The sequence below is a fragment of the Pseudomonas sp. NPDC089395 genome (assembly GCF_044749525.1).
Classification (GTDB): Bacteria; Pseudomonadota; Gammaproteobacteria; order Pseudomonadales; family Pseudomonadaceae; genus Aquipseudomonas.
In genome coordinates this window covers 25,502-43,434 of the sequence record NZ_JBIVID010000003.1, presented here as the reverse complement: position 1 = coordinate 43,434, position 17,933 = coordinate 25,502, and the positions used below count along the sequence as shown (strand labels likewise).

Here is a 17,933-nt window from a genome sequence, read left to right as displayed (position 1 = left end):
TTCCCAAGGGCATGATGGCCTCGCTCCCGCTAATCAGGGGCCCTGGCAAGGGCCTTCGAGGCGTACTCCTCCCACCCCTGGAGGCGCCTCGTGTCTATACGGCCCACAAGGCGGTTCGACGGGATTGCGACTGCAACGACGAAGTTGTCCCGAGGGACGGAAGCGCATCACCGCAGTACTGGCAATCGCGTAGCACCGCAGCAAGGCAACCACGAGCCGACCTGCTGGCGCACACCTTCGCCCGGCCTGCACACCCCTTCCCCTTCGAGCCTTCGCGTTCGCCGCCGCACTCCCCCGGACAGGACAGCCGCCAGCTCCCTGATTCGCTTCGTGAGCATCAACACAATTACCCCAAGATCGATGCGACGAGGTTTATTTCCATGGCACTGACACGCGAACAGCAAATTGCAGCCCTCGAGAAAGACTGGGCCGAAAACCCGCGCTGGAAAGGCGTGACCCGTACCTACACCGCCGCTGATGTCGTTCGCCTGCGTGGCTCTCTGCAGCCGGAGCACACCTTTGCTCGCCAAGGTGCAGAAAAACTGTGGAAGCTGGTCACCGAAGGCGCCCACCCGTCCTTCCGCCCAGAAAAAGATTTCGTCAACTGCATGGGCGCCCTGACCGGCGGCCAGGCAGTACAGCAGGTAAAAGCCGGCATCCAGGCCATCTACCTGTCTGGCTGGCAAGTGGCCGCCGACAACAACTCGGCCGAGTCCATGTACCCTGACCAGTCGCTGTACCCAGTCGACTCGGTACCGACCGTGGTCAAGCGCATCAACAACGCCTTCCGCCGTGCCGACCAGATCCAGTGGAAAGCGGGCAAGAACCCAGGCGACGACGGCTACATCGACTACTTCGCGCCGATCGTGGCCGACGCTGAAGCCGGTTTCGGTGGCGTGCTGAACGCCTACGAGCTGATGAAGAACATGATCGAAGCAGGCGCCGCCGGCGTGCACTTCGAAGACCAGCTGGCTTCGGTGAAGAAGTGCGGCCACATGGGTGGCAAGGTACTGGTACCGACCCAGGAAGCCGTGCAGAAACTGGTTGCAGCACGCCTGGCCGCTGACGTCTCGGGCGTGCCGACCATCATCCTGGCCCGTACCGACGCCAACGCCGCCGACCTGCTGACCAGCGACTGCGATCCTTACGACCAGCCGTTCGTGATCGGCGAACGTACCCGTGAAGGCTTCTACAAGGTGCGCGCCGGCCTCGACCAGGCCATCGCCCGCGGCCTGGCCTACGCGCCATACGCCGACCTGATCTGGTGCGAAACCGCCAAGCCGGACCTGGACGAAGCCCGCCGCTTCGCCGAAGCGATCAAGAAGGAATACCCGGACCAGATCCTGTCGTACAACTGCTCGCCTTCCTTCAACTGGAAGAAGAACCTGGACGACGCCACCATTGCCAAGTTCCAGCGCGAACTGTCGGCCATGGGCTACAAGCACCAGTTCATCACCCTGGCCGGCATCCACAACATGTGGCACGGCATGTTCAACCTGGCGCACGACTACGCCCGCAACGACATGACTGCCTACGTCAAACTGCAGGAACAGGAATTCGCGGACGCTAGCAAAGGCTACACCTTCGTGGCTCACCAGCAGGAAGTGGGTACTGGCTACTTCGACGACATGACCACCGTGATCCAGGGTGGCGCTTCGTCGGTGACTGCACTGACCGGCTCTACCGAGGAAGAGCAGTTCCACTGATAAGCGTGAATTGCTGAAAGCAGGCCCGGGATTCGTGAGGATTCCGGGCTTTTTTTGCCTGCTGTGGCCCTATCGCCGGCAAGCCGGCTCCCACACCGAGCGCATCGACGCGGGAGATCCCTGTGGGAGCCGGCTTGCCGGCGATAGGGCCACAGCAGAATCCAGGATCCGGACTATGCTTGGGGCAGCCCAGCAGCAAGGACCGCCCATGCCTCGTCCAAGCCATCTGCTCATCATCGCCGTCGCAGCCGCCGCCTTCTATATATATGCACTGGCCACCGACAACGCCCTGCTCGGCCTCGTGTCCAAACCTGTTCCGGTGCTGGCCCTGATCGCCTGGATGCTCAGCGCCCCCGCTACACCGTATCGCCGCTGGATCACCATTGGCCTGGGCTTCTCTGTGCTCGGTGACATTCTGCTGGCCATCCCTGCCGACCTGTTCGTATTCGGCCTGGCTGCCTTCCTCTGCGCGCACCTCGCCTACCTGCGCGCCTACTCCAGCCAAACCCGGCGAGCAGCGCTAGCAGCGCTGCTATTGAGCGCCATCACCGGCATCACCCTGCTCGGCGTACTGGCCAGCCACGGCCTCGGTCCGCTGTTGATACCCGTGGCCGTTTACGCACTGGCGATCAGCGCCATGCTCTGGCGCGCGTTGGCCTGCGGCGGCGCCGCTGCGATGGGTGCTTGCCTGTTCGTGTTCTCCGACAGCCTGATCGGCATCGACCGTTTCGTCAGCCCGTTCGCCGCCGCGCCTTACCTGATCATCCTGGCCTACTGGCTCGGCCAATGGGCGATCGCTTCATCCGTTCGCCACGGCTTAGGCGGCAAAGTATTGACCCAGAGCGGTGCACGCGGAATCGAAAACTGCTAGAACAAGAGGCTTTCGCATTTGCAAGTGGGGAATATCGCCAGATGAACTTTGCAAGGTTCAGCAATGGCAAAGTTTCAGATACCAGCTCAAACGATATTAATTATCATTACCAAGTTAGTGTTTCGTTACGCTGAGCAAGAAACATAATTAACAAAACCGTTCGCAATGCCCGAAATTCAAGGCTTTCAGCCAGTTACGAGGGATTTTTATTCTTAATCCTACGAATAAATTTGCGACAGAAATTTTACTTGCACCGGGTTTACCCATAAAATCAGCCCGATTGATTCAGCTGCGACATTTGGTCACTGCACCTGCGACACCACGTCGCCGCTCTACTTATTTCAGACTGCAGAGCTGGGTCTCTGTATAAGGATCTCTAGCATGTCCGATTCGGCAGGACTCATCGCCCACAACTGGGGCTTTGCCATCTTCCTCCTGGGTGTCGTCGGCCTGTGTGCCTTCATGCTCGGCCTCTCCAGCCTGCTCGGTAGCAAGGCCTGGGGCCGCGCCAAGAACGAACCCTTCGAATCCGGCATGCTGCCTACCGGCAGCGCTCGCCTGCGCCTGTCCGCCAAATTCTATCTGGTCGCGATGCTGTTCGTGATCTTCGATATCGAAGCCCTCTTTCTCTTTGCATGGTCTGTGTCCGTCCGCGAAAGCGGCTGGACCGGATTCGTCGAAGCACTCGTTTTCATAGCAATTCTGTTGGCAGGTCTTGTCTACCTATGGCGCGTCGGGGCACTTGATTGGGCTCCCGAAGGTCGCCGCAAGCGGCAAGCGAAGCTGAAACAATGAGGCTTTGGCATGCAATACAATCTCACCAGAATCGATCCGGATGCGCCCAACGAGCAGTACCCGGTCGGTGAACGGGAAACCGTCACCGATCAGCTGCTAGAGGACCAGGTCCACAAGAACATCTACATGGGGAAACTCGAAGATGTGCTGCGTGGTGCGGTCAACTGGGGTCGCAAGAACTCCCTCTGGCCGTACAACTTCGGCCTTTCCTGCTGCTACGTGGAAATGACCACGGCCTTCACGGCGCCCCACGACATCGCCCGCTTCGGCGCCGAAGTCATTCGGGCATCGCCGCGTCAGGCCGACTTCATGGTCATTGCCGGTACCTGCTTCGTCAAAATGGCGCCGATCATCCAGCGCCTGTACGAGCAGATGCTCGAACCGAAGTGGGTCATCTCCATGGGTTCGTGCGCCAACTCCGGCGGCATGTACGACATCTACTCGGTCGTTCAGGGGGTCGACAAGTTCCTCCCCGTGGACGTCTATGTGCCTGGCTGCCCGCCACGCCCTGAGGCTTTCCTGCAAGGCTTGATGCTGCTGCAGGAGTCGATCGGCCAAGAACGACGCCCGCTTTCCTGGGTTGTTGGTGATCAAGGTATTTACCGTGCCGAGATGCCAGCCCAGAAAGACCTGCGTCGTGAGCAGCGCATTGCAGTAACCAACCTGCGCAGCCCCGACGAAGTCTGATCCAGCGACCTGCCGCCCGCTCCCCAAGGAGCCGGCGGCCTGGCTTCATTCTTAACGTTGACCCAAAGCGACCGAGACCATGACAGCGGACAACGCTATTTTTATTCCGCCCTACAAGGCTGACGACCAGGATGTGGTCGTCGAACTGCACAACCGTTTTGGCGCCGAAGCATTCGTCGCCCAGGAAACCCGCACCGGCATGCCCGTGCTGTGGGTCAAGCGCGCCCAGCTCAAAGAGGTGCTCAGCTTCCTGCGCGGTGTCACCAAGCCCTACAGCATGCTGTACGACCTGCACGGTGTCGACGAGCGCCTGCGCACCCAGCGCCGTGGCCTGCCCGCCGCCGATTTCAGCGTGTTCTACCACCTGCTGTCGGTCGAACGTAACAGCGACGTGATGATCAAGGTGTCGCTCAGCGAAGGCGACCTGAACCTGCCGACCGTGACCGGCATCTGGCCAAACGCCAACTGGTACGAGCGCGAAGTCTGGGACATGTTCGGCATCGACTTTGCCGGCCACCCACACCTGAGCCGCATCATGATGCCGCCCACCTGGGAAGGTCACCCGCTGCGCAAGGACTACCCAGCCCGTGCCACCGAGTTCGACCCCTACAGCCTGACCCTGGCCAAGCAGCAGCTTGAAGAGGAATCAGCACGCTTCAACCCGGAAGCCTGGGGCATGAAGCGTCAGGGCGCCAACGAGGACTACATGTTCCTCAACCTCGGCCCGAACCACCCGTCGGCCCACGGTGCCTTCCGTATCGTCCTGCAGCTGGACGGTGAAGAGATCGTCGACTGCGTCCCGGACATCGGTTACCACCACCGTGGCGCCGAGAAGATGGCCGAGCGTCAGTCCTGGCACAGCTTCATCCCCTACACCGACCGTATCGACTACCTCGGCGGGGTGATGAACAACCTGCCGTACGTACTGGCCGTCGAGAAGCTGGCGGGCATCAAGGTGCCGCAGAAGGTCGACGTGATTCGCATCATGCTGGCCGAGTTCTTCCGGATCACCAGCCACCTGCTGTTCCTGGGTACCTACATCCAGGACGTGGGCGCCATGACCCCGGTGTTCTTCACCTTCACCGACCGTCAGCGCGCCTACACCGTGATCGAGGCGATCACCGGTTTCCGCCTGCACCCGGCCTGGTACCGCATCGGTGGCGTCGCCCACGACCTGCCGCGCGGCTGGGACAAGCTGGTCAAGGACTTCGTCGATTGGCTGCCAAAGCGCCTGGACGAATACACCAAGGCCGCCCTGCAGAACAGCATCCTCAAGGGCCGTACCATCGGCGTTGCCGCGTACAACACCAAGGAAGCGCTGGAATGGGGCACCACCGGTGCCGGCCTGCGTTCCACCGGTTGCGACTTCGACCTGCGTAAAGCACGCCCCTACTCCGGCTACGAGAACTTCGAGTTCGAAGTACCGCTGGCCCACAACGGCGATGCCTACGATCGCTGCATGGTCCGTGTCGAGGAGATGCGCCAGAGTATCCGCATCATCGACCAGTGCCTGCGCAACATGCCGGAAGGCCCGTACAAGGCGGATCACCCGCTGACCACGCCGCCGCCGAAAGAGCGCACCCTGCAGCACATCGAAACCTTGATCACGCACTTCCTGCAAGTCTCGTGGGGCCCGGTCATGCCGGCCAACGAGTCGTTCCAGATGATCGAGGCGACCAAGGGCATCAACAGTTACTACCTGACGAGCGATGGCGGCACCATGAGCTACCGCACCCGGATCCGTACCCCGAGCTACCCGCACCTGCAGCAGATCCCTTCGGTGATCAAAGGCAGCATGGTCGCCGACCTCATTGCGTACCTGGGCAGTATCGACTTCGTTATGGCTGACGTGGACCGCTAAGCATGAACAGCACGCTTATCCAGACTGACCGTTTCGCCCTGAGCGAAACCGAGCGCTCGGCCATCGAGCACGAGATGCATCACTACGAGGACCCGCGCGCGGCGTCCATCGAAGCCCTGAAGATCGTCCAGAAGGAACGTGGCTGGGTGCCGGACGGCGCCATTCACGCCATCGGTGAAGTGCTGGGCATCCCGGCCAGCGACGTCGAGGGCGTGGCCACCTTCTACAGCCAGATCTTCCGCCAGCCGGTCGGCCGTCACATCATCCGCGTGTGCGACAGCATGGTCTGCTACATCGGCGGCCATGAGTCGGTCGTCAGCCAGATCCAGAGCGAACTGGGCATTGGCCTGGGCCAGACCACCCCGGACGGCCGCTTCACCCTGCTGCCGGTGTGCTGCCTGGGCAATTGCGACAAGGCCCCGGCGCTGATGATCGACGACGACACCTTTGGCGACGTGCAGCCTGCCGGCGTCACCAAGCTGCTGGAGGGTTACGTATGACCATCACTTCCTTCGGCCCGGCCAACCGCATCGCGCGTTCGGCCGAAACCCACCCGCTGACCTGGCGCCTGCGTGACGACGGCGAGCCGGTCTGGCTTGCCGAATACGAGTCCAAGAACGGCTACGCCGCCGCCCGCAAGGCGCTGGCGCAGATGTCGCAGGACGACATCGTCCAGGCCGTCAAGGACTCCGGCCTCAAGGGGCGTGGCGGCGCGGGCTTCCCCACGGGTGTGAAGTGGGGCCTGATGCCCAAAGACGAATCCATGAACATCCGCTACCTGCTGTGCAACGCGGACGAAATGGAACCGAACACCTGGAAGGACCGCATGCTGATGGAGCAACAGCCCCATCTGCTGGTCGAGGGCATGCTGATCAGCGCCCGCGCCCTGAAGGCCTACCGTGGCTACATCTTCCTGCGTGGCGAATACACCACCGCGGCGAAGAACCTCAACCGCGCCATCGACGAAGCCAAGGCCGCGGGCCTGCTGGGCAAGAACATTCTGGGCAGCGGTTTCGACTTCGAGCTGTTCGTGCACACCGGTGCCGGCCGTTACATCTGCGGTGAAGAAACCGCACTGATCAACTCGCTGGAAGGCCGCCGCGCCAACCCGCGCTCCAAGCCGCCCTTCCCTGCCGCCGTGGGCGTGTGGGGCAAGCCGACGTGCGTGAACAACGTCGAGACCTTGTGCAACGTGCCGGCCATCGTCGCCAACGGCAACGACTGGTACAAGTCGCTGGCCCGCGAAGGCAGCGAAGACCACGGCACCAAGCTGATGGGCTTCTCCGGCAAGGTGAAGAACCCTGGCCTGTGGGAGCTGCCGTTCGGCGTCACCGCCCGCGAGCTGTTCGAAGACTACGCCGGCGGCATGCGCGATGGCTTCAAGCTCAAGTGCTGGCAGCCAGGCGGCGCCGGTACCGGCTTCCTGCTGCCCGAGCACCTCGACGCACAGATGTACGCCGGTGGCATCGCCAAGGTCGGCACCCGTATGGGTACGGGCCTGGCCATGGCGGTCGACGACAGCGTCAACATGGTCTCGCTGCTGCGCAACATGGAAGAATTCTTCGCCCGCGAATCGTGTGGCTGGTGCACCCCCTGCCGTGACGGCCTGCCGTGGAGCGTGAAGATGCTGCGCGCACTGGAGCAAGGCCAGGGCCGCGCCGAAGACATCGAGACCCTGCTGGGTCTGGTCAACTTCCTCGGCCCAGGCCGGACCTTCTGTGCTCACGCACCGGGTGCCGTCGAGCCGTTGGGCAGTGCCATCAAATACTTCCGGTCCGAGTTCGAGGCCGGTGTCGCTCCCGCTAGCGCGGCCGACACCCTGCGCCCGAACCTGGCCAAGCCGATCGTGGTCGGCGCATAACAAGATGAGATGCGGGTGGTCCGTGCCACCCGCCAGCCTGCAGGCCGGCCCGAACGATTCGTGGCGGGCCGCAGGCTCACCGATTTCCATTAGCCACGCCCGCTCACGCGGGCCAACGAAGAACTTTGAACAATGGCCACTATCCACGTAGACGGCAAAGCGCTCGAAGTCAACGGTGCAGACAACCTGTTACAGGCGTGTCTGTCGCTCGGCCTCGACATCCCTTATTTCTGCTGGCACCCGGCGCTTGGTAGCGTTGGCGCCTGCCGGCAGTGTGCAGTCAAGCAGTACACCGACGAGAACGACACCCGTGGTCGTATCGTCATGTCCTGCATGACCCCTGCCTCCGACGGCACCTGGATTTCCATCGACGATGACGAGTCCAAGGCGTTCCGCGCCAGCGTCGTCGAATGGCTGATGACCAACCACCCGCACGACTGCCCCGTGTGCGAGGAAGGCGGTCACTGCCACCTGCAGGACATGACGGTAATGACCGGCCACAACGAGCGCCGCTACCGTTTCACCAAGCGTACCCACCAGAACCAGGACCTCGGCCCGTTCATCGCCCACGAGATGAACCGCTGCATCGCCTGCTACCGCTGCGTGCGCTACTACAAGGACTACGCCGGTGGTACCGACCTGGGCGTATACGGTGCCCACGACAACGTGTACTTCGGCCGCGTTGAAGACGGCGTGCTGGAGAGCGAGTTCTCCGGCAACCTGACCGAGGTCTGCCCGACCGGCGTGTTCACCGACAAGACCCACTCCGAGCGCTACAACCGCAAGTGGGACATGCAGTTCGCCCCGAGCATCTGCCACGGTTGCTCCAGCGGCTGCAACATCAGCCCGGGCGAGCGCTACGGCGAACTGCGCCGGATCGAGAACCGCTTCAACGGCTCGGTCAACCAGTACTTCCTGTGCGACCGTGGCCGCTTCGGCTACGGCTACGTCAACCGCACCGATCGCCCACGCCAGCCGTTCCTCGCCGATGGCACCAAGCTGAGCCTGGACGGCGCCCTGGACAAGGCCGCCGACCTGCTGCGCGGTCGCACCATCGTCGGTATCGGCTCGCCGCGCGCCAGCCTGGAAAGCAACTACGGCCTGCGTGAACTGGTCGGTGCCGACTACTTCTACTCCGGTATGGAAGCCGGCGAACTGGCCCGCGTGCGCCTGGCCCTGAACGTGCTGAACAACAGCCCGCTGCCTGTGCCGACCCTGCGCGACATCGAAGACCACGACGCCGTGTTCGTGCTCGGTGAAGACCTGACCCAGACCGCTGCCCGCGTCGCCCTGGCCGTGCGCCAGGCCACCAAAGGCAAGGCCGAAGCCATGGCCGAGGCCATGAAAGTGCAGCCATGGCTCGACGCCGCGGTGAAGAACATCGGCCAGCACGCGCTGTACCCGCTGTTCATCGCTTCGCTGGCTGAAACCAAGCTGGACGACGTTGCCGAAGAATGCGTGCACGCAGCACCTGCGGACCTTGCCCGCATCGGTTTCGCCGTGGCCCACGCCATCGACCCGAGCGCGCCAGCAGTGGCCGGCCTGGACCAGGAAGCACAAGCCCTGGCCCAACGCATCGCCGACGCCCTGGTCGCTGCCAAGCGCCCACTGGTCATCGCCGGTACTTCCCTGGCCGACCCCGCCCTGATCGAAGCCGCCGCCAACATCGCCAAGGCCCTGAAGCTGCGCGAGAAGAACGGTTCGCTGAGCCTGGTCGTACCTGAGGCCAACAGCCTGGGCCTGGCCATGATGGGTGGCGAGTCCGTCGATGCCGCACTGGATGCGGTCATAAGCGGCAAGGCCGATGCCATCGTGGTACTGGAAAACGACCTGTACGCCCGCGTACCGGCCGCCAAGGTCGACGCGGCCCTGGCTGCAGCCAAGGTGGTGATCGTTGCCGACCACTCCAAGACGGCGACCCTCGACCGCGCCCACCTGGTGCTGCCAGCCGCCTCCTTCGCCGAAGGCGACGGCACCCTGGTCAGCCAGGAAGGCCGTGCCCAGCGCTTCTTCCAGGTGTTCGACCCGCAGTACCTGGACAGCAGCATCCTGATCCACGAAGGCTGGCGCTGGATGCACGCCCTGCGTGCCACCCTGCTGAACAAGCCGGTCGACTGGACCCAGCTGGATCACGTCACCAGCGCCTGCGCCGAAGCCGCGCCGCAACTGGCCGGCATCGTTGGCGCAGCGCCTTCCGCCGCGTTCCGCATCAAGGGCATGAAACTGGCCCGTGAGCCGCTGCGCTACTCCGGCCGTACCGCCATGCGCGCCAACATCAGCGTGCACGAGCCGCGTACCCCGCAAGACAAGGACACCGCGTTCGCCTTCTCCATGGAAGGCTACTCGGGCTCCGTCGAGCCGCGCCAGCAGGTGCCGTTCGCCTGGTCGCCGGGCTGGAACTCGCCGCAAGCCTGGAACAAGTTCCAGGACGAGGTCGGTGGCCACCTGCGTGCCGGTGACCCAGGCGTGCGCCTGATCGAATCGCAAGGCGATCGCCTGAACTGGTTCAACGCCATTCCGGGTGCCTTCAACCCGGCCCGTGGCAGCTGGACCGCGGTACCGTTCTTCCACCTGTTCGGCAGCGAAGAAAGCTCCTCGCGCGCCGCGCCGGTACAAGAGCGCATTCCGGCCGCCTACGTGGCCCTGGCCAAGTCCGAAGCCGACCGCCTGGGCGTCAACGAAGGCGCCCTGCTGAGCTTGAACGTCGCCGGTGTGTCGCTGCGCCTGCCGCTGCGTATCAATGAAGAACTGGGCGCTGGCCTGGTTGCGCTGCCGAAAGGCCTGGCTGGCATTCCGCCTGCCATCTTCGGTGCATCCGTCGAAGGTCTGCAGGAGGCAGCACAATGAGCTGGTTCACCCCCGAAGTGATCGATGTGATCCTCACCGTGGTCCGGGCCATCGTGGTCCTGCTCGCGGTGGTGGTCTGCGGCGCGCTGCTCAGCTTCGTCGAGCGCCGCCTGCTGGGCTGGTGGCAGGACCGTTACGGTCCGAACCGTGTCGGCCCGTTCGGCATGTTCCAGATCGCCGCCGACATGCTGAAGATGTTCTTCAAGGAAGACTGGAACCCACCCTTCGTCGACCGCATGATCTTCACCCTGGCGCCGGTCGTGGCCATGAGTGCCCTGCTGATCGCCTTCAGCATCATCCCGATCACCCCGCTGTGGGGCGTCGCCGACCTGAACATCGGTCTGCTGTTCTTCTTCGCCATGGCGGGGCTTTCGGTGTACGCCGTACTGTTCGCCGGTTGGTCGTCGAACAACAAGTACGCCCTGCTCGGCAGCCTGCGGGCTTCGGCACAGACCGTGTCGTACGAAGTGTTCCTGGGCCTGGCGCTGATGGGCGTGGTGGTGCAGGTGGGCTCGTTCAACATGCGCGACATCGTTGAATACCAGGCACAGAACCTGTGGTTCATCATTCCGCAGTTCTTCGGCTTCTGCACCTTCTTCATCGCTGGCGTCGCCGTGACTCACCGTCACCCGTTCGACCAGCCGGAAGCGGAACAGGAACTGGCCGACGGCTACCACATCGAGTATGCCGGCATGAAATGGGGCATGTTCTTCGTCGGTGAGTACATCGGCATCATCCTCATCTCGGCGCTGCTGGTGACCCTGTTCTTCGGTGGCTGGCACGGTCCGTTCGGCCTGCTGCCTCAGGTACCGTTCCTGTGGTTCGCGCTGAAGACCGCGTTCTTCATCATGCTGTTCATCCTGCTGCGCGCCTCGATCCCGCGCCCACGCTATGACCAGGTGATGGACTTCAGCTGGAAGTTCTGCCTGCCGCTGACCCTGATCAATTTGCTGGTGACCGCTGCGCTCGTGCTCTACAACACGCCAGCCGTCGCGGCCCAGTGAGGATTTGACCCATGTTCAAGTATATCGGCGACATCGTTAAGGGCACCGGCACCCAGCTGCGCAGCCTGGCAATGGTGTTCTCCCACGGGTTCCGCAAGCGCGACACCCTGCAGTACCCCGAAGAGCCCGTGTACCTGCCGCCGCGCTACCGCGGCCGCATCGTCCTCACCCGCGACCCCGATGGCGAGGAGCGCTGCGTAGCGTGCAACCTCTGCGCGGTGGCCTGCCCGGTTGGCTGCATCTCGCTGCAGAAGGCCGAGACCGAGGACGGTCGTTGGTACCCGGAGTTCTTCCGCATCAACTTCTCGCGTTGCATTTTCTGCGGCCTGTGTGAAGAAGCGTGCCCGACCACCGCGATCCAGCTGACGCCGGATTTCGAAATGGCCGAGTTCAAGCGTCAGGACCTGGTGTACGAGAAAGAAGATCTGCTGATCTCCGGCCCCGGCAAGAACCCTGACTACAACTTCTACCGTGTTGCGGGTATGGCGATCGCTGGCAAGCCGAAGGGCTCTGCACAGAACGAAGCCGAGCCGATCAACGTGAAGAGCTTGCTCCCATAAGGACAGAAAGATGGAATTCGCTTTCTACTTCGCATCCGGGATCGCCGTGGTTTCCACCCTTCGGGTGGTAACCGGCACCAACCCTGTGCACGCCCTGCTCTACCTGATCATTTCGCTGATCTCCGTGGCCATGATCTTCTTCGCCCTGGGTGCGCCGTTCGCCGGCGCCCTGGAAGTGATCGCCTACGCCGGCGCCATCATGGTGCTGTTCGTGTTCGTGGTGATGATGCTCAACCTCGGGCCGGCTTCGGTCGCCCAGGAACGGGGCTGGCTCAAGCCCGGTATCTGGGCCGGGCCGGTGATCCTCGGCGCGCTGCTGCTGCTGGAGCTGTTGTATGTGCTGTTCGTCGCCCCGAGCGGCGCGGGCATCAGCGGTACCACCGTGGACGCCAAGGCCGTGGGCGTCAGCCTGTTCGGCCCTTACCTGCTGGTGGTCGAACTGGCTTCGATGCTGCTGCTTGCCGCGGCCGTCACCGCCTTCCACCTGGGCCGCAACGAGGCGAAGGAGTAAATCATGGGTGCTATCCCTCTCGAGCATGGTCTGGCGGTCGCCGGCATCCTGTTCTGCTTAGGTCTGGTTGGCTTGATGGTCCGCCGCAACATCCTCTTCGTGCTCATGAGCCTGGAAGTCATGATGAACGCCTCTGCCCTGGCGTTCATCGTCGCCGGTGCCCGTTGGGTCCAACCCGACGGCCAGGTGATGTTCATTCTGGTGATCAGCCTGGCAGCCGCCGAGGCCAGTATTGGCCTGGCAATCCTGCTGCAGCTGTATCGCCGCTTCCACACTCTCGACATCGATGCTGCCAGTGAGATGCGCGGATGAACCTTATCTTCCTGACTTTCGTCTTCCCCCTGATCGGCTTCCTGCTGCTGTCGTTCTCGCGCGGGCGGTTCTCGGAGAACCTGTCCGCGCTGATCGGCGTCGGTTCGGTCGGCCTTTCGGCGGCCGTGGCCGCCTACGTGATCTGGCAGTTCAACGTCGCCCCGCCTGAAGGCGGCGCGTACAGCCAGCTGCTGTGGCAGTGGATGTCGGTGGACGGCTTCGCGCCGAACTTCACCCTGTACGTGGATGGCCTGTCGGTCACCATGCTCGGTGTGGTGACCGGTGTCGGCTTCCTGATCCACCTGTTCGCTTCCTGGTACATGCGTGGCGAAGCGGGTTACTCGCGCTTCTTCGCGTACACCAACCTGTTCATCGCCAGCATGCTGTTCCTGGTGCTGGGCGACAACCTGCTGTTCATCTACTTCGGTTGGGAAGGCGTGGGCCTGTGCTCGTACCTGTTGATCGGTTTCTACTACAGCAACCGCAACAACGGTAACGCCGCACTCAAGGCCTTCATCGTCACCCGTATCGGCGACGTGTTCATGGCCATCGGCCTGTTCATCCTGTTCGCCCAGCTGGGTACCCTGAACGTGCAGGAACTGCTGGTGCTGGCACCGCAGAAGTTCCAGGCTGGCGATTTCTGGATGGAGCTGGCGACCCTGATGCTGCTGGGTGGCGCGGTCGGTAAATCGGCCCAGCTGCCGCTGCAGACCTGGCTGGCCGACGCAATGGCGGGCCCGACCCCGGTTTCGGCACTGATCCACGCGGCAACCATGGTGACCGCGGGCGTCTACCTGATCGCCCGTACCAACGGCCTGTTCCTGCTGGCGCCGGACATCCTGCACCTGGTAGGCGTCGTGGGCGGCGTGACCCTGGTCCTGGCCGGCTTCGCTGCCCTGGTTCAGACCGACATCAAGCGTATCCTCGCCTACTCGACCATGAGCCAGATCGGCTACATGTTCCTGGCCCTGGGCGTGGGTGCCTGGGACGCGGCGATCTTCCACCTGATGACCCACGCCTTCTTCAAGGCCCTGCTGTTCCTTGCCTCCGGTGCGGTGATCGTTGCCTGCCACCACGAGCAGAACATCTTCAAGATGGGCGGCCTGTGGAAGAAACTGCCGCTGGCCTACGCCAGCTTCGTGGTCGGTGGTGCTGCCCTGGCTGCCCTGCCGATCGTGACCGTGGGCTTCTACTCCAAGGACGAGATCCTCTGGGAAGCCTTCGCCAGCGGCAACAGCGGCCTGCTGTACGCCGGTCTCGTGGGCGCGTTCATGACCTCGCTCTACACCTTCCGCCTGATCTTCATCGCCTTCCATGGCGAAGCCAAGACCGAAGCCCACGCCGGCCACGGCATCAGCCACTGGCTGCCACTGGGCGTGCTGATCGTGCTGTCGACCTTCGTTGGCGCCTGGATCCATCCGCCGCTGGCAGGTGTGCTGCCTGAAAGCGCCGGCCACGCCGGTGGCGAAGCCAAGCACGCGCTGGAAATCACCTCGGGCGCCATCGCCATCGCCGGTATCCTGCTGGCCGCGGTGCTGTTCCTGGGCAAGCGTCGCCTGGTTTCGGCCATCGCCAACAGCGGCATCGGCCGCGTCCTGTCGGCCTGGTGGTTCGCCGCCTGGGGCTTCGACTGGATCTACGACAAGCTCTTCGTCAAACCTTACCTGCTGATCAGCCACATCCTGCGCAAGGACCCGGTTGACCGCAGCATCGGCCTGATCCCTCGGATGGCTCGCGGCGGTCACGTCGCCATGAGCAAGACCGAGACTGGCCAGCTGCGCTGGTACACCGCCTCGATCGCCGTCGGTGCCGTACTGGTCATCGGTGCCGTGGTAGTGGCCGCGGTATGACTATGAATCTTGCGACTTTGCCAAAGGAAACCAACCCGTCATGATTTTGCCTTGGCTGATCCTGATCCCCTTCATCGGCGGCTTCCTGTGCTGGCTGGGTGAGCGCTTCGGCGCCACCCTGCCACGCTGGATCGCACTGCTGACCATGTCCCTGCTGCTCGGCATCGGCCTGTGGCTGTGGGGCACCGGCGACTACACCCTGGCCCCTGCTCCGGGCGCCGAACCTGCCTGGGCCCTGGAATACAAAGTCCAGTGGATCAAGCGCTTCGGCATCAGCATCCACCTGGCCCTGGACGGCCTGTCGCTGCTGATGATCCTGCTCACCGGCCTGCTCGGTGTGCTGTCGGTACTGTGCTCCTGGAAAGAGATCCAGCGCCACGTCGGCTTCTTCCACCTCAACCTGATGTGGATCCTCGGCGGCGTGGTCGGTGTGTTCCTGGCCCTGGACCTGTTCCTGTTCTTCTTCTTCTGGGAAATGATGCTGGTGCCGATGTATTTCCTCATCGCGCTCTGGGGTCACAGCTCGGCAGACGGCAAGAAGACCCGGATCTATGCCGCCACCAAGTTCTTCATCTTCACTCAGGCCAGCGGCCTGATCATGCTGGTGGCGATCCTTGGCCTGGTGCTGGTCAACTACAACACCACCGGCGTGCTGACCTTCAATTACAGCGACCTGCTCAAGGCCGAGCTGCCAGCCGGCGTCGAATACGTGCTGATGCTGGGCTTCTTCATTGCTTTCGCGGTGAAGCTGCCGGTAGTACCGTTCCACTCCTGGCTGCCTGACGCTCACGCCCAGGCACCGACCGCAGGTTCCGTGGACCTGGCGGGTATCTTGCTGAAGACCGCGGCCTACGGCCTGCTGCGCTTCGCCCTGCCGCTGTTCCCGAACGCTTCGGCCGAGTTCGCGCCGTTCGCCATGGCCCTGGGCCTGATCGGTATCTTCTACGGTGCCTTCTTGGCCTTCGCGCAAACCGACATCAAGCGCCTGATCGCCTTCTCCAGCGTCTCGCACATGGGCTTCGTGCTGATCGGTATCTACTCCGGCAGCCAGCAGGCCCTGCAAGGCGCGGTGATCCAGATGCTGGCCCACGGCCTGTCGGCCGCCGCGCTGTTCATCCTGTCCGGCCAGCTGTACGAGCGTCTGCACACCCGTGACATGCGTCAGATGGGCGGCCTGTGGCACCGCATCGCCTACCTGCCTGCCATCAGCCTGTTCTTCGCCGCTGCCTCCCTGGGCCTGCCAGGTACCGGCAACTTCGTCGGCGAGTTCCTGATCCTGATCGGCAGCTTCGCCAGCGTGCCGTGGATCACCGTCATCGCTACCACCGGCCTGGTGTTCGGTTCGGTCTACTCGCTGATCATGATCCACCGCGCCTACTTCGGCCCGGCCAAGGCCGAAGGCGTGCTGGCCGGTATGGACGGTCGCGAAATGATCATGGTCCTGGGCCTGGCGGTATTGCTGATCCTGCTGGGCGTGTATCCGCAGCCGTTCCTCGACACCTCTGCCGCCACCATGAGTGGTGTGCAGCAGTGGCTCGGTTCCGCTTTCACTCAACTCGCTTCGGCCCGGTAAGAGCGCTATGGAATTCACCACTCAACACTTCATCGCATTGGCGCCGATGCTGATCACCACCATCACCACGGTGGTGGTGATGCTGGCGATCGCCTGGAAGCGCAACCACTCGCAGACCTTCCTGCTGTCCACCGTGGGGCTGAACCTGGCCCTGCTGTCGATCCTGCCGGTGCTGAAAGTCGCGCCGCTGGCGGTCACCCCGCTGATCACCATCGACAAGTTCGCCTGCCTGTACATGGCGATCATCCTGGTGGCCACACTGGCCTGCGTCACCCTCGCCCACGCCTACCTCGGCGAAGGCTCCAAGGGCTACCCGGGCAACCGTGAAGAACTGTACCTGCTGCTGCTGATGTCGGCCCTCGGTGGCCTGGTGCTGGTCAGCGCCAACCACCTGGCCGGCCTGTTCATCGGCCTGGAGCTGCTGTCGGTGCCGGTCTACGGCCTGGTGGCGTATGCCTTCTTCAACAAGCGCTCGCTGGAAGCCGGCATCAAGTACATGGTGCTGTCGGCCGCAGGCTCGGCCTTCCTGCTGTTCGGCATGGCCCTGCTGTACGCCGACGCTGGCAGCCTGAGCTTCGACCAGATCGGCAAGGCCCTGGCCACTACCAGCATGCCAAGCCTGCTGGCCCAGCTGGGCCTGGGCATGATGCTGGTCGGCCTGGCCTTCAAGCTGTCGCTGGTACCGTTCCACCTGTGGACCCCGGACGTGTACGAAGGCGCCCCGGCGCCGGTCGCTGCTTTCCTGGCCACCGCCAGCAAGGTCGCGGTCTTCGCCGTGGTCGTGCGCCTGTTCATGCTCTCCCCTGCCGCCAGCAGCGGCGTGCTGAGCACCGTACTGGCAGTCATCGCGGTCGCCTCGATCCTGATCGGTAACCTGTTGGCGCTGACCCAGAGTAACCTCAAGCGTCTGCTTGGTTACTCGTCCATCGCCCACTTCGGTTACCTGCTGATCGCCCTGGTCGCCAGCAAGGGCCTGGCCCTGGAAGCCATGGGCGTGTACCTGGTCACCTACGTGATCACCAGCCTCGGCGCTTTCGGTGTCATCACCCTGATGTCCTCGCCTTACGGCGGCCGTGATGCCGATGCGCTGTACGAGTACCGCGGCCTGTTCTGGCGCCGCCCGTACCTGACCGCGGTGCTGACCGTGATGATGCTGTCGCTGGCGGGTATCCCGCTGACCGCAGGCTTCATCGGCAAGTTCTACATCATTGCCACCGGGGTCGAGTCGCAGCTGTGGTGGTTGGTCGGTGCCCTGGTGATCGGTAGCGCCATTGGCGTGTACTACTACCTGCGCGTCATGGTCACCCTGTTCCTGGTCGAGCCGAACCTGCGTCGCCACGACGCCCCGCTGAAGTGGGAACAGCGCACCGGTGGCGTCATGCTGCTGGCCATCGCCATTCTCGCGTTCGTGCTGGGGGTTTATCCGCAGCCGCTGCTGGAAATGGTCCAGCAGGCAGGCCTGCAACTGATCGGTTGATCAAGCCAGTAAAAAAAC

15 protein-coding genes are annotated in these 17,933 nt (G+C 63.2%); all 15 read left to right on the top strand.

The window, feature by feature from the left end:
- Nucleotides 1-380: 380 nt before the first annotated feature.
- The 15 genes from aceA (at nt 381) to nuoN (ending at nt 17,915) form a co-directional block, all read left to right on the top strand.
- Nucleotides 381-1,706: an isocitrate lyase gene (aceA, locus tag ACIPZG_RS08660; RefSeq protein WP_008096174.1), complete on the top strand. Its 1,326-nt coding sequence runs from the start codon at nt 381-383 to the stop codon at nt 1,704-1,706.
- 208 nt (nt 1,707-1,914) lie between these two features.
- Complete coding sequence (locus ACIPZG_RS08655; RefSeq protein WP_400712311.1) at nt 1,915-2,577, top strand: lysoplasmalogenase; 663 nt, start codon at nt 1,915-1,917, stop codon at nt 2,575-2,577.
- A 381-nt stretch (nt 2,578-2,958) separates the two neighbouring features.
- Nucleotides 2,959-3,372 carry an NADH-quinone oxidoreductase subunit A gene (locus ACIPZG_RS08650; RefSeq protein ID WP_008096178.1) on the top strand — a complete coding sequence of 138 codons (414 nt, stop codon included), beginning with the start codon at nt 2,959-2,961 and terminating at the stop codon, nt 3,370-3,372.
- A gap of 9 nt (nt 3,373-3,381) precedes the next feature.
- Nucleotides 3,382-4,059, top strand: a complete 678-nt coding sequence (locus ACIPZG_RS08645) for an NADH-quinone oxidoreductase subunit B family protein (RefSeq protein WP_008096180.1) — start codon at nt 3,382-3,384, stop codon at nt 4,057-4,059.
- Nucleotides 4,060-4,138: 79 nt separating this feature from the next.
- Nucleotides 4,139-5,920, top strand: coding sequence for an NADH-quinone oxidoreductase subunit C/D (gene nuoC, locus ACIPZG_RS08640; RefSeq protein WP_400712308.1), 1,782 nt, complete (start codon nt 4,139-4,141; stop codon nt 5,918-5,920).
- A gap of 2 nt (nt 5,921-5,922) precedes the next feature.
- Entirely contained in the window at nt 5,923-6,420 is a 498-nt protein-coding gene (gene nuoE, locus ACIPZG_RS08635) for an NADH-quinone oxidoreductase subunit NuoE (protein ID WP_008096184.1), read from the top strand.
- Nucleotides 6,417-7,781: an NADH-quinone oxidoreductase subunit NuoF gene (gene nuoF / locus ACIPZG_RS08630; RefSeq protein ID WP_400643280.1), complete on the top strand. Its 1,365-nt coding sequence runs from the start codon at nt 6,417-6,419 to the stop codon at nt 7,779-7,781. The genes nuoE and nuoF overlap by 4 nt, the downstream gene beginning before the upstream one ends.
- Nucleotides 7,782-7,913: 132 nt before the next feature.
- Nucleotides 7,914-10,628 carry an NADH-quinone oxidoreductase subunit NuoG gene (gene nuoG, locus ACIPZG_RS08625; RefSeq protein WP_400712305.1) on the top strand — a complete coding sequence of 905 codons (2,715 nt, stop codon included), beginning with the start codon at nt 7,914-7,916 and terminating at the stop codon, nt 10,626-10,628.
- On the top strand, nt 10,625-11,632 hold the full coding sequence (gene nuoH, locus ACIPZG_RS08620) for an NADH-quinone oxidoreductase subunit NuoH (protein WP_008096190.1): 1,008 nt from the start codon (nt 10,625-10,627) through the stop codon (nt 11,630-11,632). Before nuoG ends, nuoH begins: the two co-directional genes overlap by 4 nt.
- 11 nt (nt 11,633-11,643) lie before the next feature.
- Nucleotides 11,644-12,192 carry an NADH-quinone oxidoreductase subunit NuoI gene (gene nuoI / locus ACIPZG_RS08615; RefSeq protein WP_003251442.1) on the top strand — a complete coding sequence of 183 codons (549 nt, stop codon included), beginning with the start codon at nt 11,644-11,646 and terminating at the stop codon, nt 12,190-12,192.
- A gap of 10 nt (nt 12,193-12,202) precedes the next feature.
- The gene (gene nuoJ / locus ACIPZG_RS08610; protein ID WP_400643278.1) at nt 12,203-12,703 is read left to right on the top strand and encodes an NADH-quinone oxidoreductase subunit J; all 501 of its coding nucleotides are present in this window, start codon (nt 12,203-12,205) and stop codon (nt 12,701-12,703) included.
- A gap of 3 nt (nt 12,704-12,706) precedes the next feature.
- Nucleotides 12,707-13,015, top strand: a complete 309-nt coding sequence (gene nuoK, locus ACIPZG_RS08605) for an NADH-quinone oxidoreductase subunit NuoK (RefSeq protein ID WP_008096201.1) — start codon at nt 12,707-12,709, stop codon at nt 13,013-13,015.
- Nucleotides 13,012-14,865 carry an NADH-quinone oxidoreductase subunit L gene (gene nuoL / locus ACIPZG_RS08600; protein WP_008096203.1) on the top strand — a complete coding sequence of 618 codons (1,854 nt, stop codon included), beginning with the start codon at nt 13,012-13,014 and terminating at the stop codon, nt 14,863-14,865. The genes nuoK and nuoL overlap by 4 nt, the downstream gene beginning before the upstream one ends.
- A gap of 40 nt (nt 14,866-14,905) precedes the next feature.
- A complete protein-coding gene (gene nuoM / locus ACIPZG_RS08595) occupies nt 14,906-16,438 on the top strand; it encodes an NADH-quinone oxidoreductase subunit M (RefSeq protein ID WP_008096206.1) in 1,533 nt (510 codons plus the stop codon).
- 7 nt (nt 16,439-16,445) lie between these two features.
- Nucleotides 16,446-17,915 carry an NADH-quinone oxidoreductase subunit NuoN gene (gene nuoN, locus ACIPZG_RS08590; RefSeq protein ID WP_400712302.1) on the top strand — a complete coding sequence of 490 codons (1,470 nt, stop codon included), beginning with the start codon at nt 16,446-16,448 and terminating at the stop codon, nt 17,913-17,915.
- The last annotated feature ends 18 nt before the right edge of the window (nt 17,916-17,933 follow it).

Excerpts from the sequence above, each read along its gene's own strand:
- aceA (WP_008096174.1), top strand. The coding sequence starts at position 381 with ATGGCACTGACACGCGAACAGCAAATTGCAGCCCTCGAGAAAGACTGG.
- ACIPZG_RS08655 (WP_400712311.1), top strand. The coding sequence starts at position 1,915 with ATGCCTCGTCCAAGCCATCTGCTCATCATCGCCGTCGCAGCCGCCGCC.
- ACIPZG_RS08650 (WP_008096178.1), top strand. The coding sequence starts at position 2,959 with ATGTCCGATTCGGCAGGACTCATCGCCCACAACTGGGGCTTTGCCATC.
- ACIPZG_RS08645 (WP_008096180.1), top strand. The coding sequence starts at position 3,382 with ATGCAATACAATCTCACCAGAATCGATCCGGATGCGCCCAACGAGCAG.
- nuoC (WP_400712308.1), top strand. The coding sequence starts at position 4,139 with ATGACAGCGGACAACGCTATTTTTATTCCGCCCTACAAGGCTGACGAC.
- nuoE (WP_008096184.1), top strand. The coding sequence starts at position 5,923 with ATGAACAGCACGCTTATCCAGACTGACCGTTTCGCCCTGAGCGAAACC.
- nuoF (WP_400643280.1), top strand. The coding sequence starts at position 6,417 with ATGACCATCACTTCCTTCGGCCCGGCCAACCGCATCGCGCGTTCGGCC.
- nuoG (WP_400712305.1), top strand. The coding sequence starts at position 7,914 with ATGGCCACTATCCACGTAGACGGCAAAGCGCTCGAAGTCAACGGTGCA.
- nuoH (WP_008096190.1), top strand. The coding sequence starts at position 10,625 with ATGAGCTGGTTCACCCCCGAAGTGATCGATGTGATCCTCACCGTGGTC.
- nuoI (WP_003251442.1), top strand. The coding sequence starts at position 11,644 with ATGTTCAAGTATATCGGCGACATCGTTAAGGGCACCGGCACCCAGCTG.
- nuoJ (WP_400643278.1), top strand. The coding sequence starts at position 12,203 with ATGGAATTCGCTTTCTACTTCGCATCCGGGATCGCCGTGGTTTCCACC.
- nuoK (WP_008096201.1), top strand. The coding sequence starts at position 12,707 with ATGGGTGCTATCCCTCTCGAGCATGGTCTGGCGGTCGCCGGCATCCTG.
- nuoL (WP_008096203.1), top strand. The coding sequence starts at position 13,012 with ATGAACCTTATCTTCCTGACTTTCGTCTTCCCCCTGATCGGCTTCCTG.
- nuoM (WP_008096206.1), top strand. The coding sequence starts at position 14,906 with ATGATTTTGCCTTGGCTGATCCTGATCCCCTTCATCGGCGGCTTCCTG.
- nuoN (WP_400712302.1), top strand. The coding sequence starts at position 16,446 with ATGGAATTCACCACTCAACACTTCATCGCATTGGCGCCGATGCTGATC.